Origin of the sequence: Amphritea sp., from assembly GCF_016744155.1 — a bacterium.
Lineage (GTDB): Bacteria > Pseudomonadota > Gammaproteobacteria > Pseudomonadales > Balneatricaceae > Amphritea.
The window spans coordinates 1-25,568 of sequence record NZ_JADGEW010000011.1; the positions used below are offsets into that span (position 1 = coordinate 1).

Here is a 25,568-nt window from a genome sequence, read left to right on the forward strand (position 1 = left end):
CAGCGTTTTATTCTGATCATGAAGGTTCGCAAATGGAGACTGTTGCCCTCTTTTTTACCTTGTCAGCACCGGACTGTAAACATAGCAGTTAGTTTTAACCATGCTGCTATCAGAGTAATATGCTGTTTTTCAAGGGGGATTTGTGTGGATCTGATTAACTCTTTTAGTTTGTCATTCTGGTTATTGGCCGGGCTTGGCGTGTTAATAACCGGTATTTCTAAGTCGGGTTTTGCCGGGGGAGTCGGGGTGATCAGTGTGCCACTGATGTCTCTCTATATCGGGCCGGTTCAGGCTGCCGCTATAATGTTACCGTTGCTGATTCTGATGGATTTTTTTAGCGTCCGTGCCTGGTGGCACAGTAAACGGGTTGATCTGTTAAAGATAATGTTGCCCGGAGCGGTACTGGGCATTTTCACCGGGTATCTACTGTTTGATTATCTTAATGACGATATTCTCCGACTGTTGCTGGGGATTCTATCGATCTGCTTTGGTCTTTGGGGATTGCTCAATGGTTCGAAGTTAGGGCAGGGTGGCTCGCCTGTTGTGGGAGTTATCTCCAGTACCCTTGCGGGCTTCACCAGCTTTATTGCGCATGCGGGTGGCCCTCCCATGAATTTCTATCTGATACCGATGAAACTGCCTCGAGAGCAATTTCTCGGTACGGCGGTTGTGTTTCTTGCCATTGTTAATCTGGTTAAGTTGGTGGCCTATGGCGCGCTGGGGCAGATCAATACCGATAACCTGCTGGTTGGGCTAGTGCTGGCTCCGGTGGCCTGGATAGGTATCAAGTTAGGCCTGATTATCCACAAGATGCTGGATGATCAGCTTTTCTACCGAATTATTCTGATTATGCTTCTGATTGTCGGGATCAAACTGATTGCTGACGGTATCTGAAGGCAGTTTTTAAATCCTTCTTTAGTTCTTGTTTTAAATTCATTTTTTAGTTTTTTTTTAGCCCTTTATTAGAAAGGGCTGCTAGGATTAACTCACTAGTTATTTCGAAGGAGTGAGTTATGTCTGCAAAGCCTGTGGTCGCTGATAATAAACCAGTCAAAGTAAGTTTGAATAAGGGCGAAGAGTCTTACTTCTGTACCTGTGGTCGTTCATCGAAGCAACCTTTCTGTGATGGTTCACATGCGGGGACAGGATTTACCCCTAAAGCTTTTACAGCAGAGGAAACCGGTGATGCCTGGCTCTGTGCCTGCAAACATACGGCGAATGCCCCATTCTGTGATGGTACACATAAAAAATTTGATGCAACCGCTGTTGGCCAGGAAGGTCCGGGTATCATTGCTAGCGACAATCAGGCCCCAGCTGCGGTAAATACGGCAGAGGAATCCACGGTCGAATTTATTCATCAACTGGCACAAGACGGAATAAAAGGAATAGGTTCTCATGGCCCTATGGGCGCGATGGGGGTTCCCCGTAATCTGCTGCCAGCCTGGGATGATATTCAGGTTATGGTTGCTCAGATGGCCCGTAAACCTTTACAAGAATCTGTGTCAGTAGGTACTTCTCTGATAATTGGCCCGGAAGCAAAGAAACCCTTAGAGCTGGATATACCCCTGTTTGTGTCGGATATGAGCTTCGGAGCGCTTTCAGAAGAGGCTAAAACGGCTCTGGCGAAAGGCGCTGAACTGGCAGGTACAGGCATCTGTTCAGGCGAAGGCGGTATGTTGCCAGAGGAGCAACTGGCAAACTCCCGGTATTTCTACGAACTGGCCAGTGCTAAATTTGGCTATCGGGAAGAGCTATTAACCCAGGTACAAGCCTTTCATTTTAAAGGTGGGCAGGGGGCTAAAACAGGTACCGGTGGCCACCTTCCTGCCAGTAAAAACGTGGGTAAAATTTCTCAGGTGCGAGGGATTCCGGAAGGTCATGATGCCGTCTCTCCACCAACATTTGATGACCTGAATAATGTCGAAGATTTTGCGCGCTTCGCAGATAGGGTAAGGGAGATCAGCGGTGGTATTCCGATTGGCTTCAAACTCAGTGCAAATCATATCGAGAGAGATGTTGAGTTCGCCATAAAAGCGGGGGCTGACTATATCATTCTTGATGGTCGTGGCGGCGGTACGGGGGCTGCGCCACTCCTATTTCGCGATCATATTAGTGTGCCGACGATACCTGCGTTAGCACGAGCCAGGCGTTGTCTGAATACCAATGGGGCCAGTGGACGAGTCACTCTGATCATTACCGGCGGGCTGAGGGTTCCTAGTGATTTTATAAAAGCGATGGCGCTGGGAGCGGATGGTATTGCGGTGGCAAATAGTGCAATGCAGTCAATCGGTTGTGTCGCTGCTCGCATCTGTAATACCAATAACTGTCCTGCTGGCATAGCAACCCAAAAAGCGGACCTGCGTCAGCGGCTGAATGTGGATAAGTCGGCCGCCCAGCTAGCTAACTTCATGACGGGGTCGGTTCATTTGATGCAAGTGATGGCCCGGGCTTGCGGCCATAATCACTTGAATCAGTTTGATATGGGAGATCTGGCAACCTGGAACCGGGATATGGCATACCTTTCAGGTGTGGCTTATGCCGGAACAACCCCTCTCTGATGAGAGGGGGGATTAATCAGTTAGCGTACCCTGCTGATAATCCTGGATTGCCTGATCTATCTCGGCCTGGGTATTCATCACAAACGGGCCGTAGTGGGCAACCGGCTCTTGCAGGGGAATACCACTAAGCAATAGTGCGCCCGCACCACTGTCAGAACTGATCTGCAAAGCGGATTCTGCGGTGACCTTTGCCATCTGCTGTGCGCCCACTGTTTGCCCGTTTACTATCAGCTTCCCTTCGTAAACATAGAGTAGCAGTGTACGTTCTTCTGCCTGTTTCAGGTGAGTCTCGGCACCCGGCTTTAGGCAGATGTCCGCAACAGCGCCTTGTCCTGGCAGTTGTTGTAATGGCCCTGTAAATGTTTCTTTGGCAAAGGTGAACTGACCGCCGATCACTTTCAGCTCAGTGTTTCTTAACGGGTGCCATGGCAACTGATCACGGCCTACATCCTGCCAATCCGGGTCTTTCATTTTTAGGCTGGCGGGTAGGTTTAACCACAATTGAAAGCCGTGCATCAAACCATCTTTCTGCAATGGCATTTCCGAGTGAATAATCCCCCGGCCTGCTGACATCCATTGAGCTTCACCGCTCTGTACTCCGCCTTTATTACCCAGGTGGTCCTGATGTTCGAACCCACCATGACGTATATAGGTCAGGGTTTCGATGCCCCGGTGTGGGTGAGCGGGAAAGCCTGCACCATAATCATCAGGGTTATCCGAGCGTATCTCATCCAGCATCAGGAAAGGGTCGAGTCCGTTATTTTGGAAACCATGTACACGCTGAATTTTGACGCCGGCACCATCAGAAGATGGGCGGCTTGGAATGATCTGAATACTCATATCTGTTTCTCCTGCGGTTGAGTTAACAAGTGCCGCGTCTGATTTTCAATGGCCTCTATTGTTCTACAGGGGCTATGTTTCTTAGGTTCTGTTTCTCTATAGGATCTATATTATTCTTTTAATTCGAAATAAAAATCGGTATAAATCGGGTTATACATTCTATTTTTTAGAAAGGACTTGCGATGAAGGTCACCCTTGAACAGTGGCGGATGTTGAAAGCAGTGGTGGAACATGGTGGATTTGCTCATGCAGCAGAAGCGGTGCATAAGAGTCAGTCGAGTATTCACCATGCGATTCAGAAAATGGAATCGATGTTGGATGTGAAGTTGCTTGAAGTAAAAGGGCGCAAGGCTCATCTGACCGATGCCGGGCGCTTATTGCTACAACGCGCCGAGCAGCTGTTGGAGTCTGCCGCCAACATTGACTCGTTAGCGGCCAGTTTGCATGCGGGGGTTGAGCCAGAGATCTCTATCGCTGTAGATCAGACCTTTCCCCCAGAGTATATCAGCCAGGTACTCGAGCAGTTTGCTCATGAATATCCTAATACCCGAATTCAACTCTATGAAACGGTGCTCTCCGGTGCATCTGAAGCGCTGATACAGGGGCGGGTAGACCTGGCAATCGCCGGCGCCGGAGTCTCCCACTTTCTGGCGGAACCTTTGTTTGCGGTGGGCTTTATTGCGGTTGCTTCGCCGAAGCACCCACTGTTTAACAGTTGCAGTGAGGCTGAGCCATTAGTTATCGATGATCTGACCAATTTTCGTCAGCTGGTTACCCGGGATTCAGCGCTTGAACAGAATATTGATTCCGGCTGGTTAAAAGCCGATCAGCGCTGGACCGTCAGTAACATCAGTACCGCAGTAGAAATGATCAGTCGGGGGATGGGCTTTGCCTGGGTGCCGGTAACGCGCATAAGAAGAGCGCTGGAACAGGGTGAACTGCAGCCGATTCCACTGCAAGCGGGTGGCAGCCGCAGCATGATGTTGCAGCTTTATTATGCCCGTCAGGACAGTATAGGCCCGGGTATAAAGCGTCTGACAGAGTTGCTACACGGATGTTGTGATGAAGATCGTTCTAAATATTCGAATACTATATCCGTAATTAAGTGATTTTTAATCTAAAAAATAGAAATTAATATGGAGCCATAAAGTAGCAAACACTAATTAGATAAGTGCTACTAGTAAGCGCTGTTAGTAAGCACAGAGGATTCAATGATGGGACTGTTAATCGAAGGCAAGTGGCATGACCAATGGTACGAAACTAAAAGCTCTCAAGGTGAGTTTGTTCGTGATCAGTCGGGGTTTCGTCACTGGGTGACCGTTGACGGCAGCCCAGGTCCTTCCGGTGAAGGTGGTTTTAAAGCTGAGCCCGGTCGCTATCATCTGTATGTTTCTCTGGCTTGCCCCTGGGCGCACAGAACCCTTATTTTCAGAAAGCTTAAGGGGCTAGAAGAGCTGATTACTGTTTCAGTGGTGAGTCCGGATATGTTAGAGCAGGGCTGGAGTTTTGATACTGAAACGGGCTCTACGGGCGATGCGCTTTACGCGGCTGACTTTATGCACCAGATCTATAGTCGGGCAAAAGACGATTATACCGGTCGGGTCACCGTGCCAGTGCTGTGGGACAAACAGCAACAGACGATTGTCAGTAATGAGTCCTCAGAAATTATCCGCATGTTTAATTCCGCCTTTGATGACCTAACCGGAAATCGATCTGATTATTGGCCCAAGCCTCTTCGTGATGAGATCGAAGAGCTGAATAGCTGGATCTATGACGGCGTTAATAACGGTGTTTATCGGGCAGGCTTTGCAACAACCCAGGAGGCCTATGAACATAATGTCAAAGACCTGTTTACCAGCCTTGAGCGGATAGAAGCTATTTTGTCACAGCAGCGCTATCTGGCCGGGGCTGTTTTGACCGAAGCCGATTGGAGACTGTTCACCACACTGATCCGTTTCGATGCGGTCTATCATGGCCACTTTAAGTGCAACCTGAAACAGCTGCGCGAGTATCCCAATATATCCGGCTATATCCGTGAACTGTATCAAATCGAAGGGGTCGCTCAGACGGTTGATATGGTGCATATCAAGCAGCATTACTATGGCAGCCACCATATGATCAACCCCACTCAGATTGTACCGCTGGGGCCTGAACTAGATTTTGATTCTCCCCATGGGCGGGATGCTTTATAACTGATAGTCTATCTGTCAGTCAGAATAATTGTCTCGGAGGTAAGGTATGACAGGAACAGGAAAGAGAGTTCTCGCGGGAACTTTACTACTGGCTGTTACCTCTTTGACTCAGGCCGCGGAAGAGAGTCGTGAGCTGGTTCAGCTACCGGAGATGATGCAACAGCATATGATGTCTAATATGCGTGATCATCTTGTGGCGATTAATGAAATAATGCTGAGCATCGCCAGCGATGATCTGGACCGGGCTGCTGATATAGCCGAGAACCGACTTGGGATGAGCTCGCTTGAGTCCCATGGGGCGAGCCATCTGGCTAAATTCATGCCGGAAGATATGCGCAGCAAAGGCACTGCGATGCATCGGGCTGCGAGTCGTTTTGCGCTAACAGCACAGGAGGGCGAACCGCTGCCCGCTTACCGTGCGCTAACGGCGGTGACAACCGCCTGTGTTACCTGTCATTCATCTTATCGGATTCGTTAGCGAATCTTCTGTTCCCCAGTTTTTTTTCCCAGCCTGAACCAAAAAAAGCCCCCTGAGGGGCTTTTTTACTGCGTTAGCTATCTGTGCTAATTATTTGTGCTAGTTATTTGTTCGTAGAATCAGATTCTAGCAGTATGAATCTCAGTTGCAGATTCAGGCTGAGACTGTGTCTCTGATGATGACCTATTATAAACTGATTCGTCTAATTCGTTTTCGCTCTTGGCGACAAGAATTGAGACCATAAGGTCGCCACAGACATTCACACTGGTTCTTGCCATATCCAGAATACGATCGATACCGGCAACGATGGCCAGACCTTCGAGTGGCAAGCCGACAGTAGTAAGTACCAGAGACAGCATGATCAGACCCGCGCCCGGAACACCGGCGGTGCCGATTGATGCGAGAGTGGACGTCATGATGATGAGTAAGTAATCAGAGAAAGCCAGATCAATACCAAAGGCCTGTGCGATGAATAGTGCGCAAACACCCTGGTACAGAGCGGTACCGTCCATATTGATTGTTGCGCCAAGAGGCAGAACAAAGCTGGATATGCCTTTAGACACCCCCATCTCTTCACGAGATGCTTTTATGGTGGCCGGTAGCGAGCCAGAACTGCTGGTGGTGGTAAAGGCAACAGCGGCAGGGTTCAGTAGCCCTTTCATGTATCGGACAGGGTTGAGCCGTCCCAGCGTGCTGATTAAACCCGTGTAGAAAACCAATACGTGAATCAGACAACCGAGATAGACCACGGCAATAACTTTAATCAGTGGTAGCAGAATATCCATTCCGTATTTGCCAGCAACCCATGCCATCAGACCAAACACACCGTAAGGGGCGAGCTTCATTACCATTTCGGTCAATTTATACATCGCTTCAGCAAGGCTTTCGAACAGCTTAATAGCCGGTTCTGCTTTCTCTCCGCTAAGGGTAAGTGCGATACCCAGACCTAAAGCAAATACGATGATCTGCAGGATGTTTCCGGCAGCCAGGGCGCCCACTGGATTTTTCGGAATCATATTCAGCAGCGTTTGTACCAGCGTAGGCGCTTCTTTTCCGACAGCAACCGCGTCGGTTACCACCATGTTTAGCCCTTCTCCCGGAGTCAGGACAGTGGCCAGGCCAAGTCCAATACTAATGGCGATGGCGGTAGTGCCCATATAAAGCAGAACCGCTTTTACACCGATTCGTCCCATCTTTCGGGTGTCTTGCATGGAGGTTACACCGACAACCAGTGAACAGAAAACCAGCGGTACAATCAGCATTTTGATAGCGTTTATGAACAGCGTGCCGATAGGTTTTAACATCTCAGCCTCTGGTCCCATGATGGCGCCAGCGGCGACACCGAGAACCATACCGACCAATATCTTTTTCCACAGTGCCAGTCCGCTCCAGAATCCGGGGCGGCTTTTGTTTGTCATTGTAGGTTGCATAACACTCATCCTTCTATAGTTGTTTTTATACCCGTATCGGGCTTCAGGGTTGGGGTAAAACGTGAGTCATTAACGTCGGCGTGGTTGAGGGCTGATCATATTGTTGGGCTTGAGGAGATCGCTTAAATCGGCTTCGCTCATTAACTCCTCCTCTCTGATCAGTTCCAGTACGCCACGGCCACTTTCGAGGGCGGCTTTAGCGATGCGAGTAGAGTTTTCGTAACCTATGTAAGGAACAACGGCGGTGATGATGCCAATGCTTTGGTCAACCAGTTCCTGGCAACGATTCCGGTTAGCGGTGATGCCCCGTATGCAGCGGTTTTTCAGCATATTCATCGCCTGGGTAAGCATGCGCATCGATTCCAATACGTTGTAGGCAATCAAAGGCTCCATGGCATTAAGCTGGAGCTGGCCCGCTTCAGCACCCATGGTGAGGGCTAGATCGTTACCAATCACCTGGTAGGCAACCTGGTTCATCGCTTCCGGGATGACCGGGTTAATTTTCCCCGGCATGATTGAGCTGCCCGGTTGCTGTGCGGGCAGGTTTATTTCGGCAAGGCCGCAGCGTGGCCCCATGCTGAGTAAGCGCAGGTCGTTAGATATTTTTGATAGCTTCACCGCCAAGCGTTTGAGCATGCCGGAGAACAGCACAAAGGCACCCATATCTGAGCTGGCTTCTACCAGATCAGATGCGCGCTTGAATTCAAAGCCGCTCAGTTCAGAGAGATTGTTGACTGCAAGCTTGGCGTATTCCGGATCAGTATTGATACCGGTGCCTATAGCGGTACCGCCCAGGTTAATCTCTTTGAGGAGTTCAGACAGGCCTGCAATACGGTCAATATCTTCAGTCAGGGTGCTGGCAAAGGATTTGAACTCCTGCCCCAGCGTCATCGGCACAGCATCTTGCAGCTGGGTACGCCCCATCTTGATCACATCAGCAAACTCATCACCCTTAGCTGAAAAAGCATCGCGCAGTGATGCCAGTGCTTTGACCAGAGAACCATGTTTTAACAGTATCGAAAGGCGGACAGCGGTAGGGTAGGCGTCGTTAGTCGACTGGGACATATTGACGTCATTATTGGGGTGCAGGTAACTGTATTCACCTTTGGCGTGGCCCATCTGCTCGAGGGCCACATTAGCGATAACTTCATTGGCATTCATGTTGGTTGAGGTGCCGGCACCGCCCTGAATCATATCCACGACGAACTGGTCATGATGTTGACCAGAAAGGATCTTATTGACGGCCGCTTCAATGGCTGATGTCTTAGTGTCGTTCAAAAAGCCCAGCGTGTTATTCGCTTTGGCACAGGCCAGTTTAACGAATGCTAATGCCTCTACCAGTTGAGGGAAGTGGTGCAGGGGAATGCCGCTGAGATCGAAATTCTTCTGTGCGCGCAGGGTCTGAATACCAAAATATGCTTCAGATGGAACGAAGGCTTCACCCAATAGATCTTTCTCTTTACGTCCACTCTCTGGTTGTTGCAGCACTATGGCTTCATTCATGTTGTTACCTGCGTTGGTTTCTTATTGTGTTAGCCAATGACGATGGCTTATGTTTTACCGCCCCGTGTGAAAGGCTGGGTAATAAACATTTGATACAGTTTAAGTAAGCAGGGAGGATGCCAAGAGTTTCAAAAAGCTTTTAACCCGTTGTTTCGGTGGGATTAATTGATTTTTTTATTGAACGAATTGCTAACTGAAGGGGTATAACCAGGGGAATAGCGTTGAACGGTTGTTTCTCGTAGAGTCTTTTAAATCAACAGGTTAAACCTATTTCGTTTGGTTATAGGGGGCGCAATGGTTATAGGGGTTCAAAGCCGCTAATCAGTCACTAACTGATCAGCGGGGTTTGAAAGAAGCTGAAGGCGTCTATCGCTAATACAAGGAGGCTAAGGCTGTTTTTTATTTAACCGCTTGCTCAGCGCGGGTTGCGAAATACCGAGTAAACGCGATGCCAGGGACTGATTGCCCTGAGCACGTTCCATCGCTGCCGCAATCAGCAGTTCGCCAGCTTCTTGCAGGGTAGGCAGGGGCTGGTCGGGGTTGAAGAGTATTGTTGAGGCGTCTGGGTCTGGCTCTGTGGCGGGGATATCCTGGTTCATGACGCGCCGGAATACCTCCATAGACAGCATTTTTGAGCGGTGCTGACTCATCGCATCATAGGCCAGCGCTCTTAATTCACGAACATTGCCCGGGAAGGCGTAGTTCGCCAACAGTACCGGTAGTTCCTTGGGAATAGTGGGCTTGGTTTTATTAAGTTCTTCGGCGGCTTCCGCAAGAAAGTATTCCAATAGCAGGGTGATATCCCCTTTGCGCTGTCGCAGTGGTGGAATCTCTACCTGGTGAATTCTAAGTCTGTAGTAAAGGTCTTTGCGGAACTCACCTGACTGTTGTTTTGCTTCCAGGTTCTGATGCGTGGCAACGATCACCCTGGCCCGTATTCTTTTCGGGCGGTCACTTCCCAGAGGGTAGTACTCTCCCTCTTGTAGCAGGCGCAGCAGTTTAACCTGGGATGCCAGACTCAGATCGCCGATCTCATCCAGAAACAGAGTGCCACCAGCAGCCTGTTCAATCATACCTGCACGGGCTTTATCCGCCCCGGTGAAGGCGCCACGCTGATGGCCAAACAGGGTGTCAGCGAAGACGTTATCATCGAGTCCGGCGACATTGACGCTGATAAGAGGCCCGGTACAGTTGCTGAGGGTATGAATTGCGTGGGTGATCTGTTCTTTACCGACACCGCTTTCACCCATGATAAGTACGGGCTGGCTGCTGGTTGAAATCGACTCAAGATATTGGAAGACAGAGCGCATGCCCTTGTCCTGGGTGATGATCTCTGCGAATACTTCTGGCCGTTCCAGGGTGTCAGTCAGAAAGCGCAGACGCATGGCCTGACTTTCCTTACGCATCTCTTGTAATTGAATTGCCCGGCGAACCCCTTCGATCAGGCGTTCCTCTTCGGTGGTTTTAACGAAATAATCGAAGGCTCCGAGACGGATACATTTCACCGCGGTTTCCAATTGATTCAAACCACTGATAATGATGACACTAACCTCGGGATGCTCTTCAACGATCTGCTGTAACAGCGTCTCTCCAGAGAGGTGGGGCATGGTCAGATCTAGCAGCACCAGCCCTATGGGTTCCCGGGCGATCGTTGCCATTACTTCGCGGCTGTCTTCACAGCGGTAGATATGATTGATGCCGCCGCGCCTCTCGAGAGCGATACTGAGGCTACGTAAGAAGGAGGGCTCATCATCTACCAGTAATACGCCAAAGCTGGGGTAGCGACGGTTATTCATAATCAAACTGCTCCTGGAGTAACGGGTAGGGATAGGGTGACACAGGTGCCTTTACCGGGCGCTGATTCATAAATCATACTGCCGCCATGTTCCTGCACGATACTGGCTGAAACAGATAGACCCAGCCCCGTACCGCCTTGTTCGCGCTTAGTGGTGAAAAATGGATCGCTCAGGCGGTTTAGATTATCAGGCTCGATGCCACAGCCCTGATCTCTGATTTTGAGGTGCAACATATTCTCTTTAGGTCGGTAACGGGTCTTGATCGAGATACTTTGCTCAGATGACTCGAGGGATTGGCAGGCGTTAACGATCAGGTTGATGATGACCTGCTCGATGCGTTGTGCGTTGCCTCGGAACAGCGGCAACTGATCACCATAAGATACTTTGAAGTGGTCGCTGGAACTACGAATAGTGTTATCTACCAGGCGGATGGCGGTCGCGAGTACCTTGTTAATATCCACGGTTTCAGTCAGATCTGCGGGGCTTTGACGGGCGAAATCACGCAGGTCATCAACAATTCGACGAATGCGATGGGTGCCTGCCAGCATATCGTCCAGCATCGGCGCAATCTCAGTACGCATGCGGCTGTAGGTTAGCCCACCCATATCGAAGTCTCCATGGGTTCGGTAATGGGCTTCGATAATCTCTTCAATATCCTGGTAGGCCTCTTTCAGCACCGGCAGGTTTAACAGCAGTAGGCTACTCGGGTTATTGATTTCATGGGCCACACCGGAAACCAATATGCCCAGAGAGGTCATTTTGTCTGCCTGAAGTAGCTGCTGTTGCTGAAGTTTAAGCTCTTCGGTACGACGGCTTACCTGCCGGGTTAGCATGCGATTCCAGATCACAATACCCCCCAGTATTAGCAGTAACAGCGCTGAGACGATGGCGGCGGCCTGACCGATTTTTTTCCAGGGCAGCCCCGCGTTTTCTAACGGGCCGAGCCAGCGGTCGTATATCGCCTGTTGTCGTCCTGTATTTTTCAATATGGCGAGGCCCTCACTGAACTGAGACAGTAGCTCCTCGTTATTTTTTACAACCGCATAGCCATAATGCTGCGCGCCAAAAGGTTTGCCCACCGGGAGTATATTCGATAGCGCCAATTCCTGACCTAGATAAAGCCCCGGCAGATTAGCGACCAGTGCGTAATCATGCTGCCCGGATGCGAGTAATCTAAGCGCGGCTGCATGGGTATCAACCAAAATTAACCGGGCGCCGACGTCATTCTGCAACAGGTAGTCGTGCATAATACCGCCCCGCTGGACGATAACTTCTCTGTTTTTAAGCTCCGCGAGCTCAGTTATTTTCGCATCCCCTTTACGGGCGAAAATGGACTGGTGAATAATGGCGTGGGGAGGTGAGTAGTCATATTTTTTCGATCGTTCTGCGGAGAAAACGATACCCTGCAACGCGTCCAGTTCGCCTTTTTCAAACTGTTTGCGCATCGCATCCCAGCCGCCTAGCTGAATTTCGATATTCATGCCCATTACTTCGGCGATGGCCAGGGTTAGCTCAGTGTTGTAGCCATCGGGTTCACCATCTTCGTTGATGAATTCGTAGGGCGGATAGTTACGATCGCCGCCCACCCGTATGACGTCATTCAGTTCAGCGACACCAGTTCTGGGCATCAGGCTGACCAGCAACATGAAGAGGCAGATGCCCGTAATAGGCAGTCGTTGCTGAAGGAATGTAGTGAATACCCGTTGCGTCATGATTGGCTACAGTTCTGTTGAGTGAAAATCCAATGTGCCTAGCGGAGTGCTAATTCAACATAGCATAACCTTTAGTCGTGATACTTGAATACTGGAAATTGGCATGCGTAGGGACTGGAATAACCCTTCAAAGTGGAGCACACTCAGTCAGATAGGAAATATGGCTGGTGACAAAGCGTGCCATCACAACATAGCAAACCGTGCTTGCGTGTTTTCAGGGGATGAAAAACGATGTGCTTCAGAATAACTCTTTTAGTTCAAATGGATATAGCTCCCTCTGCCTTATTTATAAGGTGTCAAAACACGCACACAATTAAAATGTTATGTTTCCAGAGAATAAGTAGCAACTGTCATGGTTAAGAAGGATATTCTATTAAATGGAATTGTTGTTGGTGAGCACGATGCCAGCGGTGACAACCTTGAGGATACCAAAGCGGTTCAGGCCATACTCAAGGAAAAAGGGTTGTACCAAGAGGTAACAGCTAATGACGCTATGTTTAATCAGGCAAACGCTTTTGCCGCAGTTGCGAATGATCTGTACAAACGAGATTTAAAGAAACCTCCCTTTAAGGGCATTAGCGTTTCACCTTTTGTGGTCAACGCCGTCTTCAGCATAGAGCTTTACCTGAAAGCCATTCACAACTCTTATGGCAACAGAATAAAGGGGCATCACCTAGTAAGTATTTACAAAGGTATGCCAAAAAAGGGAAAGGAGTATTTTCTTAGCGCAGCCAATGATGTTCGCCCCCATTATCAACTTTATGATGGCGCCGATATTCATTCATGCTTAGAGTCACTAAATAAGTCCTTTGAGCAGTGGCGCTATGTATATGAACACAATGAGCTTGGCACAGAACTCCAATCAATTCGTTATACCATGCATACCTCACACGAGGCATGCTGTAGGGTCAGAGAAAGTGTCAAAAAAACATAACAAGTCCATCAATATTGCCCCTTCGGGGCTGGACCTCCGCACAGCGTGTTCCGGCCTATTATTGAGACGTTAGGTGTAAATAAAATAATGAACATTCAACAGCTCCTAGATCCTCGTTAACATGGCTCTTCTTGAACTAATGCTTCTTGTTTTCGTCCTTCTGATTGCCTTATCCATTGTTTGGAGCACGCTGCAAACTGGTATTTCCCCCATGATGAGCTCAGGCAAAGCGTGCCAAGCCATGCTTGCTTCAATAGATAGGCCTGCAAATGGACCTTTAATTGACCTCGGCTCTGGTTGGGGAACGCTCGTTATTGCTGTCGCCCGTAAATACCCACATCAACAAGTGATCGGCTACGAACTGTCTTGGTTTCCATGGTTTGTCTCAATAATTAGGAAATATAGTTTAGGTCTGGATAACCTTACGCTCTATCGCAAAGATTTTAAGAATGCTGAACTCAGCAATGCTTCTATTCTATTCTGTTATCTTTTCCCTGAAGGTATGGTTGCTCTACATAAAAAACTGAACCGCGAACTATTAAATGAGACTCTCATTGTGAGTAATACATTCGCTTTACCTTCATGCCAGCCTACAAAAGTGATCAGACTTAAAGATGTCTACCAAACTCCGATTTACGTATATTATTGGCAGCCAAAGTGCTCTTTTACTCCGCGGAATAATAATGACGAAAGCCTTATTAAAAATGAATAATTGGGGTCAGTGTAGATTTAAATTAATTATACACTGCCCAATTATTATCTTTGTTCTACCGGTGCTGCATGAAACTGCAACCATAGGACGGGGTATAAAAAGATAGAAAGGCCAGCCAGATAGTCAAAAATTCCGCTTCGCTCTGGTTTTCGTCTCCTGTGATGGAGTTATACATCTAGTGAGTGCAACAAATGGTTTCTAAAACAAAATTATATTCAAAGCTAGATGACCTCGAAATAGAGTTAAAGGAACGTTTGGTTCCGCATCTGCAGCAGGCTGCGGCTGGAAACAATGATTTAGCCTTCTGTGTGACGGGTTATCATTCGTTTAAGCAGGTGAAATTACAGTCTGACAAAACGATGGAAGCGTTAGTCGATATAGGCGCTCAAATATTATCGCTAAAAGAAAAACTCGGTGAATCCTCTGATGGCTCAATCGCAGAGCGTATTTGTTGGTACTGCCATGAATGGAGCAATACTGGAAAACAGTATCGTAAAAGTGCGCAAGGGTTGGCAAAACAGTTTCTAACTGAACTCAGTTCAAACACATAACAAGGCAGGCAACGGACACAAAAAAGGTCGTTTTTTTGGGTCCGCTGCTTTAACGTTGTACTCTCAAAGATTAGACAAAATCCAATGCATTCTATGTTGCAGGCTCATTTATAGATTTGGCCGGTGGTAAATAGCTCATAACAAAGCCGATTGAGACATGCGTTTGGGCTGTTGTTTGAGGTGTATGTGTCGAGATAAATTTATATGGTAACCCTATGATAGATACTATTTTCAACGTTAGACGCTATATTGCTGAATACAGTGAAGAGACCGAAGAGCTAACCGCTGAGTATGATTTGGCTTCATTTGATCTGGTCAGGTTTCAAGCGGAACTAAACGAGCCCAATAGTGAAGATCCAATGTTTGATTGCTATCCGATTCAAGAGATTAATGTCATCTTCATTGAGCACTATATGAGTCATAAGATTTCATGGGACTTTAATAAAAACTCGTACTTTGTTGAAGCTCATTGCATTTAAAAAACAGTTTAGTGCACCTACAGATAATACCGTATTGTCAGCAGAAATCTCTTTTGGTGGGCTTGTGAGACAGAGTCGTCATGATTTTTGATAAGCTAATTGCAGTACGTTGTTGAAGGCCATATTCATATATTGGGTTTACCCACGATGACCAATCACATAAAAATTATTAGTGACACCATCACGCAATCAGGCGCCGTTAATCACCGCGATAGAATTGAAATATACAATAGCCTTTCCGCTCAGCTTATAGGGGCATTGGCAGGGTCTGGCCTTTCTAAAAAACAAGTAGAAGAAGAACTAGAACGATACCAGCATGCCGTCGCTCAAGTTGAAGAGGGTTATGGTGGTAAAGTAATCAAAGATACGTCAGAAGACACATTAGGTATCTTTTCCTCCCTGTTTAAAAAGATCGCTTATGGGTTATCACTAACGGCTTTCGGTTATGCGCTCTACTATGGCTATATGCACTATTCAGATTGGTTTGGGGGACAAGCTTCGTCAGAGAGTTCAACCATTCTAAAGATGGAATGCGATGGCGGTCCACGACTGGTTGAATGGTTTAAGCCCAATGGCGAATTACTGCGTTATGAGATGAAAGCTTCCGCTCAGTATTTAGTTGAAGTAGAAAAGAGCATTGATCAGCTACCTCTATTCGCTTATTCGCAACATGGTGGTGTGATTTCAAATATGTGCACTGGTACGAACCCTATATCTACGTGTTTTTCCGATATATCTGCTGAGCGTGTTCGCTACAAAATTAAACACTTCAAGTCAGAAAATGATTCAAAAATGGATGATTCGTATGGCTTTAGAGAGGTCGATTTGAATCTCATGGATGGAACCTTGTTAATGCAATACATGCGCTTTGATATGGAAGGCCGGATGGATTTAAGGTCGGCAGAGGTGCTGTCATGCACAATGCTTAACGCTGAGGTGGATGATGCTTAGATTAAGAACACTAGCCCCCTGTTTATGTGTTGCTTTGAGTTCTGCTTTTCTGATGGCTTTAGGCTTATCGGCCTCCTATGCAGAGTCATTTGGAGGTTATGGGCAAGGTTCACTGTACCGTTCAAAAATCGCCATAAGCCCCGTGTCTTATGAAGATGCTCTCAATTCGGCAAAGCGAGAAATTAAAAGCTTCTGTGCCGATAAAGGTGGTGAGTTTGTTATACGCGATGAACAATATGAAGCTTATGCGTCTGTGCTTAAGGGGCGAAAAAGCGCCAATGTGTACTATTGTTGCAGGACTGATTTGTATTGCGCGGAAGAAAAAGCCAAGCAGGAGGCATCTAAGCCAAAGCGTTATACCTATACACATAGGAAAATCATTGGCGGCCCAGAGGGGGTTTTCATAACTTCGGATTCGAGCGCTCAGGGAGGTGTGTTTTTAGATGAGATGTCTGAGGAAGCTCAGCAGCGATGCGGTTCTGAGGTGCTTAAGTATCGTGGTTCGACTAAGAGGAGAATAGAATATTACAAACAGCTCCTTAACATAGAGATTACTGTCGAGCAGCATGCGCGAGTTAAGTCTAGTGCTTCAAATGTCTACTTTAATCATGCGAGCGTAAGTATTGACTACGAGTGCCCACGAAAAAACTCCCCTGTGAATACTCAATCTGCCATTCAGGAAGACGTCGATAAACAGGAATCCCTTGACTCGCCTGACCCAACTAAAAAACATGGCGTGACCGAGTTGAGCGATAAGTCATTTCAAACAGCCCGTGATAAAGCCGAGAAAAAAGCGGTTAAAAAATGCCTGAACTTGGGTGGTCCCACCGACATTGAAGCAAACAGCTTTAAGCCTTTTGGCTGGCGATATGGGGTCAAATTTTATTGGCGTTGTTTGTATGATTGAGAGATACAGTTTGTAGTCTGTGAAAAATCAGGCATCACCCTAAAAAGGTAATCAAGCGCCTGAGTCGTGATAAATGGAAAGTACAACAGAACAGGCATGTACCGAATGATGTTATGCGTTTAGATAAATTTATATGTAAAAGCACAGAGCTCTCTCTGACTGATGCGGTAGCGTTAATCGAAAATCGGCGCCTTGTTGTCAACGGTATTGTCGCCATTGAGGCGTTCTGCCAGGTACACAAAAACAGTGTTGTCACCCTTGATGGTGAAACATTAATACCCAGAAATTCGCGGTATTTTTTGCTGCACAAACCGACGGACATGATCTGCTCTAACATTGATGAGAAATACCCGTCGGTACTTAACCTTCTTGATGTCGATAGACTGTCTGAACTGCACATAGCAGGGCGCCTGGATGCGGATACGACGGGTCTTGTGCTGGTTACAGATGATGGGCACTGGTCTTTTAATCTGACGTCGCCTAAGAATAGATGTCAGAAAGTATATAAAGTGCTGCTATCTCGACCAATATCGTCAGACGCGACGCAGCGTTTTCTGGAAGGCGTTCTGCTTCAAGGTGAAACAAAGCTCACGCTGCCTGCGACATTAGATATTATCGACCCTTATAATGTTTTGTTAACCCTGACAGAAGGTCGCTTTCATCAGGTAAAGCGTATGTTTGCTACCATCGGCAATAGAGTTAAATCACTGCATCGCCAGCAAATCTGCGACCTCGAACTGGATGTAGAGGTGGGCCATTGGCGCAGCTTAACCCCGGCAGAAGTTGAAGGGCTTTCGGTTAACGATCAATAGTATTAACGATCTATCGGCAAAAAAGTGGAAGAGATGTATCGAAATACAGCGATTGCAAAGTAGCTTGCATCTCTAACAAAACAATCAACAAGCGCCAGTAAGCTGGCCCGTTATGAAAATGGAAGTAGTAAAGTATGGAACATGACTTTTTGACAATCGCCAGGGCGCTGCATGTGATTGCGGTTGTCTTCTGGATAGGTGGGGTTGCCTTTGTTACTACCGTTTTAATCCCAGCTATAAGAAGTTCTCAGTCGCCTGAGAATAGAATAAAAATCTTTGAGGCACTGGAAGGCAAGTTTAGCTTTCAAGCCAAGTTAACAACCCTGCTGACGGGGCTGACCGGCTTCTATATGTTATATGCCATGGATGCCTGGTCATCCATGCAATGGTGGGTTCATATCATGATTTTTATATGGGCTATATTTACGATGGTGTTGTTTGTATTGGAGCCACTGTTTTTACATCGATGGTTTCATCAGCAAGCTGAAAAAAACAATGAAAGAACTTTTCTAGTCCTGCAGGTAATGCACATCGTTTTGCTATCGATTAGTTTAGTCGCCGTTTTCGGTGGGGTGGCCGGAGTGCACGGACTTTTTTATTAAGCTAAGGCTACTAACAAACGACACTGATGAGAGGCAAAAATTTCTAAGAGGTTAGAGCGTAGTGCAAGAATTGATAGATGATTTTATTGAAATGAACCAAGCGGGTCTCGTCTTAGAGCTGTGTGAAAAGCATTACGATGAGAATGTCGTTATGCTCAATAATGGCACTGTGTTCGCTGAGTCAATGCGCGAGGCGTATGACAAGCAAAAAGGTTTTGTTAGCAAAATTGTAGAATTTGATGTGAAGTTGGTTTCAAAGGTAATTAGCGGTGATACATCTGAACTGGTTTTTCATTACAAAATGACAGGGGCTGATGCCCAGGTAATGGAGTTTACCGGAAAGCATGTTCAAACATGGAAGAACAACAAAATAGTGAGAGAAGAGTATTTCTCAATCTAAAAAAACATAACAGGTTACCCAAGTTAAGTGGCCGAGGGCAAAGTTCATGCCTCCACTGAACTGCCAGACAGCGGGTCGTTTAGTAAGCTGTTATGGGGATCTTAAGGAGATTGGACGTTGAGTAATATTGAATACCTGAAAATCTTTGCAGATGAGGAAGGCTGCTCTCACTTCGAAACCAAAACAGTCGATTTAGCGGCGATAAATTATGCACCGCCGGCGCCATCTCTCAACGCGTCAGTTATGGAATCAGCAGACAACTCTGTTTTTCTCGAACTTCCTATTGGATGGTTTGGTGACTGGCATCCCACACCCGTACGGCAGTGGCTGATATTAATGACAGGCACCTGTGAATTCGAAGTAGGTGATGGGGAGAAGGCCATTCGTAAAGCGGGTGACATTATCATGCTGGATGATTTAACGGGGAATGGTCACCAAGCCAAAGTGCTAGGTGACGAACCGGTACGCATAACAGCAATACATTTTTCATGATGAATGGTTGAGAGGTCGTTCCCAAAAATTAAAGCGTTATCGCACGATAAGCCTCAATAATATGTTCCACGTTAGCGTTGTTGCCTTGCTGAATCCGGTTGTAGTGATTGAGTTTCCTATTCAGATAGGTCTCAACGACAAGGCTTTGTTCGACTGAAGCCGATTGCCATATTCTGTGTCCAACAGGGCTGATTAGGGCGCTTTCGTTTGTTTCTGATGAAACCAGAATAACTTCGTAGAAATGTTGCTTCTCTTCAATAAGGGTTTCATCTTTCAAACTGAAATTAAGGTCGATCAGTTTCTGGCGCAAGGTAAACTGGTGATGCACCGGGCAGAGCAGGAAATCAATATTCAGCTTGGGGTGTTTCTGGTGAAGGGCTTCAATAAACTGGATGATTAAATCACCCCCCACCCCGGCAATGATGATCAGCTGTTTTCCTGCATATTGTTCTAACGGCAACTTAGCGACATCGAGACAGTGGGTCTTCCAGCTCGATGCTGAGTCTGAGTAAAGTCGTTGCAGTCTGCTGTCTAGCTCAGCGATCAGTTCAGGCACAATATCAACGAAATGGATCTGACTGGCGGATTGTCGGGACAGCAGGGCGGTACCCAGAAATCCATGGTCACAACAGCAATCCCAGATATGGGTATAGTCTGATGCCACCATCTGTTCAATCTGCTGTAATCGTTTACTGAGCTTCAAGGACGGGCCTGGGTGAGGGTTAGTAATGGGAGGCAGGCGTAATAAATTGTTTTTCATTACGCCTTTAAGCTATTACTCAAATCGATTATTCAGGCAGTGGCCTGTTCTGAGCGCGGAATTCATGGGCTTTATAGGTGCCCAGGTTACGCATCTCTTTGGTAAAAAATTCCAGTTCTTTTAGTGCGTACTGCATCATCCGGTCATTGGGGTGGCCTTCGACGTCCAGGTGAAAACTAGCTCCTTTAGTGAGACCGTTACCCATATAACTTTCCAGTTTGACCATATTGATACCGTTCGTTGAAAAACCGCCCATCGCTTTATAGAGCGCAGCCGGAATGTTACGCACGGTAAACATTAGTGAGGTGATATAGGGGGTATCTGCTTCGTACTCAGGAATACCCTGTTCACTGGAAAGAATGAGAAAGCGGGTGGTGTTGCCGGTGACGTCCTGGAAATTTTCCTGGAGCACTTCAAGATCATAAAGCTCAGCTGCCAGACTTGAGGCGATAGCTCCGTGGGTCAGGCTTGGGTTCTGCGCTAATTCAGAGGCCGACCCTGCTGTATCAAAGGCGGCAATCGGTTCTATGCCTAATAGTTTAATCTTTCCATCACACTGGGCCAGCGCTTGAGGGTGTGAAGAGACAGTCTTCAGTTGCTCAATTGAGCTGCCTTTTATACCCAGCAAACAGTGGCTTACCGGTTCAAAATGCTCGCCGATAATGTGTAGCTGGCTTTTAGGCATCAGGCGGTAGATCTCTTCTACCCGTCCGGCGGTGGAGTTTTCTAACGGAATCATCGCCAGTTTGGCTTTGCCTTGATCCACCATAAACATCGCTTCTACAAAGGTTTCACAGGCAAACGCCTCCATCTCCGGGAAAACCCGACGACAGGAAAGATGTGAATAAGCGCCTTCGACGCCTTGAAAAGCGATGATGTTCGGTGCAGCAGACATGATGGTTCCGGTTGTAAAAAATTTAGCCTAGATTATGTCATAGTTTCTTAATTATGGAGTGTTGAAGGCCTTTTTTTTCGCTAATATTGCCGCATATTTCAGATGCAGAGTAGAAAGATGACCCCGGAACGTACAGCTAGACTGATCCAGACCCTTAACCGGCGGCAGCCAGATTTGACGCTGATTACCGATCAGGTCCATAAAGCCGGAAATATCGCTGCGATGATACGCACCTGTGATGCGGTCGGTATTACCCAGTTGAATACGGTTACCCCTAGGGAGGGCTATGCATTGAGTGGCACGAGCCGGGGTAGTGATCGCTGGGTGAGTAGTCGCAACCATGACACTTGCGAGGCAGCGATTGCCACCGTTAAAGCCCGGGGGATGAAGGTCTATGCGGCACACTTTTCTGATCGGGCTATCGATTACCGGGATGTTGATTATACGGTCCCTTGTGCACTGTTAATGGGAGCCGAAAAGTTTGGCGTCAGTGATAAAGGCGCGGATTTAGCAGATGAGCATATTCTGATTCCGATGATGGGGATGGTGGGCTCTTTGAATGTCTCGACAGCGGCGGGAATTATTCTGGTAGAGGCGCAGAATCAACGGTTGAAGGCGGGCATGTATGAGCAGTCCAGGCTTGACCCCTTGGAATATACAGATACTCTGTTTGAATGGAGCTTTCCAGACCTGGCCGATTTCTGTCATAAAAAGGGCCTGGAGTATCCTCCGCTGGATGACCTGCTGGCGCTGGTCGATGCACCAGCCTGGTATCAGGCAGTGCGTGAAGGATCTGCTCCCCAGCGACAATGGGTACTTGCTAATAGCGAGCTAACTGTCGAAACTGAAGCTTGATACCGGTAGACGATACGTCCCACAGCAGGAGTGACTGAGTGCAGTTTCCGCGCTTTATCCCATTAGCACTACTGATGCTGGTGTTGTCGATTATTGGCACAACGCTGGTAACTCAGTTTGTCCGCGATTGGGCGCTTACTGAGCTCAAAGAGCGTGGCGAAAATCAGCTGTTGAGTATTATCAGTCAGACCCGTTCAGAACTTGCTGAATACCAGTATCTGCCGTTTTTAGTTTCCCAGAGCAATGATGTTGCTGAACTGCTGCGTGTTCCTTCTCCCGACAACATCGCCCGAGTAAGTCGTTATCTCGAACAAACTAATCTGGTCGCCGGAACCACTGCGCTGTTTGTATTGGATACGCAGGGAAATACCCGGGCGTTCAGTCATTGGCGGGCACAACAGAACTTTTACAAGGTGAGTCATCGCAACCAGGGCTACTTTCTTCAGGCGTTGGAGGGGCAGCAAGGCATACAAGTGACGCTGCCCACCCCTCAACGTGAAGGTGCTATATACCTTTCAGCACCAGTTTATGTACTGAGTCGTTTGCGAGGCGTAGCAACTGTAAGGCTTGATCTGGGTCTGCTACAGGCGGGGTTGGATCAAACTGGGCAATATCTGTTTAGTAAAAAAGGCCAGATACTGATGGCCAGTAAACGTTTTCAGACGGCGACTGAGTTACAGGACATTGTTAAGGCGGAGCGAACCACACAGCTTTATGATGGCTCTGAAATTCAGCAGGTCGAGTTAGCGCAGGGTGGTCGGGCACTCCTGCAGGCCGTGATTCTGGATGATCTGGGCTGGCAAGTTTCAGTCTTGAATGATCTCGGTGAAGTTGTGCGGGCCCAGCGTAACGCTACCCTGTTTGCCATCGCGTTGTGCATCGTAATCTCGTTGCTGGTTTTCCTCTTAAGGGAGCGTCAGCTTAAGCATATCTCCCGAAGAGAGACACAGCAGGCGCTAGAGCGAAGTGAAGCGCGGCAAAGGGATATTATTAATACCGCGCAAGTCGGGATGATCACCTTGGATAACCAGGGACAGGTTCTGTTTATTAACCCGATGGCGATGCAGCAGTTCAGTGAATCGATGCAACGTATTCAGGGCGCTCATATCGATCAACTGATCGCTCCCGAAATGCTGCAGGGAGTACTGAAGAAAACGCTGTCACGCCTGGGTAGCAAAGGTTTTGCACCCTTAATCGCGATGGAAACTGTAGGTAAACGTTCTGATAGCAGCCACTTCCCGATGTTGTTTTCAATTAAGCAGATGAAGCGGGAAGCCTCCGCTAACTATCTGGTTACCGTAATTGATATTACCCCACGTAAACGCCTGGAGCGGGCTCTTCAGGAAGCAAACGACCAGCTTGAGCATAAAGTACATGAACGTACTCAGGCATTGAAAGAAGCTCAGGATGAATTGGTACAAGCGGAGAAAATGGCCGCGTTGGGACGGATGTCTTCTGCGGTGGTTCATGAACTGAATCAACCACTAACCGCATTGAGAACCTATATTGCTATCTGTCGTAAACTGATTGAACAAAACCAAACAGCGCAGTTAGAAAATAATCTTGAGTTGATCAACGACCTGATAAGTCGAATGGCAATTCTGACCCGACAATTAAAAACTTTTGCCTATCAGAAGCCCCAGCACATGGCACCGGTAGACCCACTGCTGGTGTTGGATCAGGTGTTGAGTTTACTGAAGGGGCGGCTGGAACAGCAACAGATTGAGCTGGTTTACCTCCGCCCTGAACTGAACCTGCAAGTCAGTGGCGACAGTGCCCGCCTGGAACAGATTTTTCTTAACCTGGTAACCAATGCCTGTGATGCTTTGTCTGAGACAGAGGTCGCGCGGATGGAAGTTCAAGTAGATCATAACAAAGAGCGGGTGGAAATCCGTGTGATCGATAATGGCAGCGGAATCGACGAGCAGAGTCTGAGTCATATATTTGAGCCCTTTTTTACCACTAAGGATATTGGTGAAGGCTTGGGCCTGGGGTTATCGATTATCCGCTCTATCGTTCGAGATCTGCAGGGGGATATCAGGGTCGATAGCCGGGCTGATAGCCGAAATGGCTACACCTGCTTTACCGTTACTTTACCGCTTATAAGACAGGCCGGAGAATCATAATGAACAGAGGTCAGGTAATACTGGTGGATGATGATCCGATCATCCGGCAGTCAACATCCCAATGGTTACAGATGGCGGGTTTTGAAGTGATCGTCTGTGAACGGGCGGCTGAAGCCCTGACTCATCTGAACGAGGCGTTCCCTGGCGTGTTAGTCAGCGACGTTAGAATGCCGGAAATGGATGGCCTGGAGCTGATGATGGAAGCCCGTCGTCGCATCCCAGAGTTACCGGTGATTCTGATTACCGGTCACGGTGATGTGGACATGGCGATTGGCGCGATGCGCGATGGTGCCTATGACTTCATCGAAAAACCTTTTATTCCCGAACGCTTAGTTGAAACTATCAACAGGGCTTGCGAAAAACGTCGATTGGTATTGGAAAATCTGCGGTTGCAACAGGATTTGGCCTCCCACAGTGGTATTGATAGCAAGATCATTGGCATCTCTCCGGCAATTCAGAAACTGCGCCGGGATATACTCAAATACGCGGCATTGAATACCAATGTCATCATCTATGGTGAAACCGGTAGCGGTAAAGAGCTGGTCGCCCAGTGCCTGCATGAGTTTAGCCCCCGCAGTGAATGTAACTTTGTACCGATTAACTGCGGTGCGATTCCGGAAACGCTGATTGAAACTGAACTCTTTGGCCATGAAGCCGGGGCGTTTACCGGTGCGTCTAAAAAGCGTACCGGTAAGTTTCAGCACGCCGATGGTGGAACCCTGCTGCTGGATGAGATTGAGAGTATGCCAGCCAGTTTGCAGGTGAAAATCCTGCGTAGCCTGCAAGAGGGGGTGATAGAACCCTTGGGTTCTAATAAACAGATTTCTGTTGATCTGCGTATCGTGGCGGCCTCAAAAGCAGACCTTTCGGTGGAGGAAAACTTTCGCCAGGATCTCTATTACCGACTGAATGTGTCCTGCCTTTACCTATCACCACTGCGGGAACGTACTGAAGATATTCCTCTGTTGTTTGAGTATTACGCCCGTCAGTCGGCAACTCAGCATGAACGGGAATTGCGCAGGGTCACCCGGCAGGATCTGATCAATCTACAACAGCACGCCTGGCCAGGAAATGTGCGGGAGCTGAAGAATATTGCGGTGCGTTATGCTCTGGATGGTTCGCTGCCGGTGGTAGATCTGCTTTATCCTGAAATGATAGAGCCTGTTGATGTCACTCAGGTTGATAGCTCCCTGTCTTTGGGTGCCCAGGTCGCCAACTTTGAGTACAAAGTGATCTGTGAAGCGCTACGTCAGCATCGGGGTAATATCAAAGCGGTGATGGAGATGCTTGATCTGCCACGCCGGACCCTGAACCAGAAAATGGTGAAGTACCAGATCGAACGCACTGATTTTGTTGATGAGTAGATAAGCAGGCTAAGTTGATGAGTAGGCAAAAAATGGCTCATTGCCTGTTTTAAGAGCAAAACCTGGGTATCAACAGGATATTCCGGTCCGATTTACATCATCCGCATAGCGGCTTTGTCGCTATTTAGTCTTTAGTAAGCAAGAAGTTGCTCATCGGTTTGGTGGCTAATAGGCTGTTTTTTGCTTACTAATCTTTCTTTGAATTTTTATAAGTAGTAA

At 47.8% G+C, this 25,568-nt stretch carries 25 protein-coding genes; 18 read left to right on the plus strand and 7 right to left on the minus strand.

Translation table 11 applies throughout. The features are described from left to right. Positions 1 to 144: 144 nt before the first annotated feature. Positions 145 to 894: a sulfite exporter TauE/SafE family protein gene (locus tag QZZ54_RS10190; RefSeq protein ID WP_290702391.1), complete on the plus strand. Its 750-nt coding sequence runs from the start codon at positions 145 to 147 to the stop codon at positions 892 to 894. A gap of 119 nt (positions 895 to 1,013) precedes the next feature. After that, positions 1,014 to 2,558 (plus strand): glutamate synthase-related protein, encoded by a 1,545-nt coding sequence (locus QZZ54_RS10195; protein ID WP_290702393.1) that lies wholly within the window; start codon positions 1,014 to 1,016, stop codon positions 2,556 to 2,558. A gap of 12 nt (positions 2,559 to 2,570) precedes the next feature. On the opposite strand, the gene QZZ54_RS10200 is transcribed toward QZZ54_RS10195, so the two are convergent. Further along, positions 2,571 to 3,398, minus strand: coding sequence for a pirin family protein (locus QZZ54_RS10200; protein WP_290702395.1), 828 nt, complete (start codon positions 3,396 to 3,398; stop codon positions 2,571 to 2,573). Positions 3,399 to 3,580: 182 nt separating this feature from the next. On the opposite strand from QZZ54_RS10200, the gene QZZ54_RS10205 reads away from it, so the two are divergent. From QZZ54_RS10205 to QZZ54_RS10215, 3 genes are all read left to right on the plus strand, one after another. Further along, positions 3,581 to 4,507, plus strand: coding sequence for a LysR family transcriptional regulator (locus tag QZZ54_RS10205; RefSeq protein ID WP_290702397.1), 927 nt, complete (start codon positions 3,581 to 3,583; stop codon positions 4,505 to 4,507). A gap of 105 nt (positions 4,508 to 4,612) precedes the next feature. Next, a complete protein-coding gene (locus QZZ54_RS10210; RefSeq protein WP_290702558.1) occupies positions 4,613 to 5,590 on the plus strand; it encodes a glutathione S-transferase family protein in 978 nt (325 codons plus the stop codon). 46 nt (positions 5,591 to 5,636) lie between these two features. After that, positions 5,637 to 6,068: a hypothetical protein gene (locus QZZ54_RS10215; protein WP_290702399.1), complete on the plus strand. Its 432-nt coding sequence runs from the start codon at positions 5,637 to 5,639 to the stop codon at positions 6,066 to 6,068. A 119-nt stretch (positions 6,069 to 6,187) separates the two neighbouring features. Here the strand turns inward: QZZ54_RS10215 and QZZ54_RS10220 are convergent, their stop codons facing one another. From QZZ54_RS10220 to QZZ54_RS10235, 4 genes are all read right to left on the minus strand, one after another. Then, complete coding sequence (locus tag QZZ54_RS10220; protein ID WP_290702401.1) at positions 6,188 to 7,498, minus strand: dicarboxylate/amino acid:cation symporter; 1,311 nt, start codon at positions 7,496 to 7,498, stop codon at positions 6,188 to 6,190. A 69-nt stretch (positions 7,499 to 7,567) separates the two neighbouring features. Further along, complete coding sequence (locus tag QZZ54_RS10225) at positions 7,568 to 9,001, minus strand: aspartate ammonia-lyase (RefSeq protein ID WP_290702402.1); 1,434 nt, start codon at positions 8,999 to 9,001, stop codon at positions 7,568 to 7,570. A 386-nt stretch (positions 9,002 to 9,387) separates the two neighbouring features. Continuing rightward, positions 9,388 to 10,797, minus strand: a complete 1,410-nt coding sequence (locus tag QZZ54_RS10230; protein ID WP_290702404.1) for a sigma-54 dependent transcriptional regulator — start codon at positions 10,795 to 10,797, stop codon at positions 9,388 to 9,390. Between the two features lie 2 nt (positions 10,798 to 10,799). Continuing rightward, positions 10,800 to 12,509 carry a transporter substrate-binding domain-containing protein gene (locus QZZ54_RS10235; RefSeq protein WP_290702406.1) on the minus strand — a complete coding sequence of 570 codons (1,710 nt, stop codon included), beginning with the start codon at positions 12,507 to 12,509 and terminating at the stop codon, positions 10,800 to 10,802. Between the two features lie 352 nt (positions 12,510 to 12,861). On the opposite strand from QZZ54_RS10235, the gene QZZ54_RS10240 reads away from it, so the two are divergent. The 10 genes from QZZ54_RS10240 to QZZ54_RS10285 all read left to right on the plus strand — a co-directional run bounded on the left by QZZ54_RS10240 (position 12,862) and on the right by QZZ54_RS10285 (position 19,349). Beyond that, the gene (locus QZZ54_RS10240; RefSeq protein WP_290702407.1) at positions 12,862 to 13,443 is read left to right on the plus strand and encodes a hypothetical protein; all 582 of its coding nucleotides are present in this window, start codon (positions 12,862 to 12,864) and stop codon (positions 13,441 to 13,443) included. 121 nt (positions 13,444 to 13,564) lie between these two features. Further along, entirely contained in the window at positions 13,565 to 14,155 is a 591-nt protein-coding gene (locus tag QZZ54_RS10245) for a methyltransferase (protein ID WP_290702408.1), read from the plus strand. Positions 14,156 to 14,346: 191 nt separating this feature from the next. Next, complete coding sequence (locus QZZ54_RS10250; protein ID WP_290702409.1) at positions 14,347 to 14,706, plus strand: hypothetical protein; 360 nt, start codon at positions 14,347 to 14,349, stop codon at positions 14,704 to 14,706. Between the two features lie 215 nt (positions 14,707 to 14,921). Continuing rightward, entirely contained in the window at positions 14,922 to 15,185 is a 264-nt protein-coding gene (locus QZZ54_RS10255; RefSeq protein ID WP_290702410.1) for a hypothetical protein, read from the plus strand. A 147-nt stretch (positions 15,186 to 15,332) separates the two neighbouring features. Further along, on the plus strand, positions 15,333 to 16,136 hold the full coding sequence (locus QZZ54_RS10260) for a hypothetical protein (protein WP_290702411.1): 804 nt from the start codon (positions 15,333 to 15,335) through the stop codon (positions 16,134 to 16,136). Continuing rightward, positions 16,126 to 17,043: a hypothetical protein gene (locus QZZ54_RS10265; protein WP_290702412.1), complete on the plus strand. Its 918-nt coding sequence runs from the start codon at positions 16,126 to 16,128 to the stop codon at positions 17,041 to 17,043. The genes QZZ54_RS10260 and QZZ54_RS10265 overlap by 11 nt, the downstream gene beginning before the upstream one ends. Positions 17,044 to 17,156: 113 nt before the next feature. Beyond that, positions 17,157 to 17,855 (plus strand): pseudouridine synthase, encoded by a 699-nt coding sequence (locus QZZ54_RS10270; RefSeq protein WP_290702414.1) that lies wholly within the window; start codon positions 17,157 to 17,159, stop codon positions 17,853 to 17,855. Between the two features lie 134 nt (positions 17,856 to 17,989). Continuing rightward, positions 17,990 to 18,457 carry a hypothetical protein gene (locus QZZ54_RS10275; protein WP_290702416.1) on the plus strand — a complete coding sequence of 156 codons (468 nt, stop codon included), beginning with the start codon at positions 17,990 to 17,992 and terminating at the stop codon, positions 18,455 to 18,457. A gap of 61 nt (positions 18,458 to 18,518) precedes the next feature. Further along, positions 18,519 to 18,857 carry a hypothetical protein gene (locus QZZ54_RS10280; RefSeq protein WP_290702418.1) on the plus strand — a complete coding sequence of 113 codons (339 nt, stop codon included), beginning with the start codon at positions 18,519 to 18,521 and terminating at the stop codon, positions 18,855 to 18,857. A 117-nt stretch (positions 18,858 to 18,974) separates the two neighbouring features. Next, the gene (locus QZZ54_RS10285) at positions 18,975 to 19,349 is read left to right on the plus strand and encodes a hypothetical protein (RefSeq protein ID WP_290702420.1); all 375 of its coding nucleotides are present in this window, start codon (positions 18,975 to 18,977) and stop codon (positions 19,347 to 19,349) included. A gap of 28 nt (positions 19,350 to 19,377) precedes the next feature. On the opposite strand, the gene QZZ54_RS10290 is transcribed toward QZZ54_RS10285, so the two are convergent. Then, on the minus strand, positions 19,378 to 20,109 hold the full coding sequence (locus QZZ54_RS10290) for a tRNA (adenine(22)-N(1))-methyltransferase TrmK (protein WP_290702422.1): 732 nt from the start codon (positions 20,107 to 20,109) through the stop codon (positions 19,378 to 19,380). 28 nt (positions 20,110 to 20,137) lie between these two features. Next, on the minus strand, positions 20,138 to 21,004 hold the full coding sequence (locus QZZ54_RS10295; RefSeq protein ID WP_290702424.1) for a prephenate dehydratase: 867 nt from the start codon (positions 21,002 to 21,004) through the stop codon (positions 20,138 to 20,140). Between the two features lie 117 nt (positions 21,005 to 21,121). Here QZZ54_RS10295 and trmH point away from each other — a divergent pair, with 117 nt between their 5' ends. From trmH to QZZ54_RS10310, 3 genes are read left to right on the plus strand one after another with little or no spacing between them, the layout of a single operon-like run. Continuing rightward, complete coding sequence (gene trmH / locus QZZ54_RS10300; protein ID WP_290702426.1) at positions 21,122 to 21,859, plus strand: tRNA (guanosine(18)-2'-O)-methyltransferase TrmH; 738 nt, start codon at positions 21,122 to 21,124, stop codon at positions 21,857 to 21,859. Positions 21,860 to 21,897: 38 nt separating this feature from the next. Then, positions 21,898 to 23,985, plus strand: coding sequence for an ATP-binding protein (locus QZZ54_RS10305; protein ID WP_290702428.1), 2,088 nt, complete (start codon positions 21,898 to 21,900; stop codon positions 23,983 to 23,985). After that, complete coding sequence (locus tag QZZ54_RS10310; RefSeq protein ID WP_290702430.1) at positions 23,985 to 25,349, plus strand: sigma-54 dependent transcriptional regulator; 1,365 nt, start codon at positions 23,985 to 23,987, stop codon at positions 25,347 to 25,349. Before QZZ54_RS10305 ends, QZZ54_RS10310 begins: the two co-directional genes overlap by 1 nt. Positions 25,350 to 25,568: the final 219 nt, after the last annotated feature.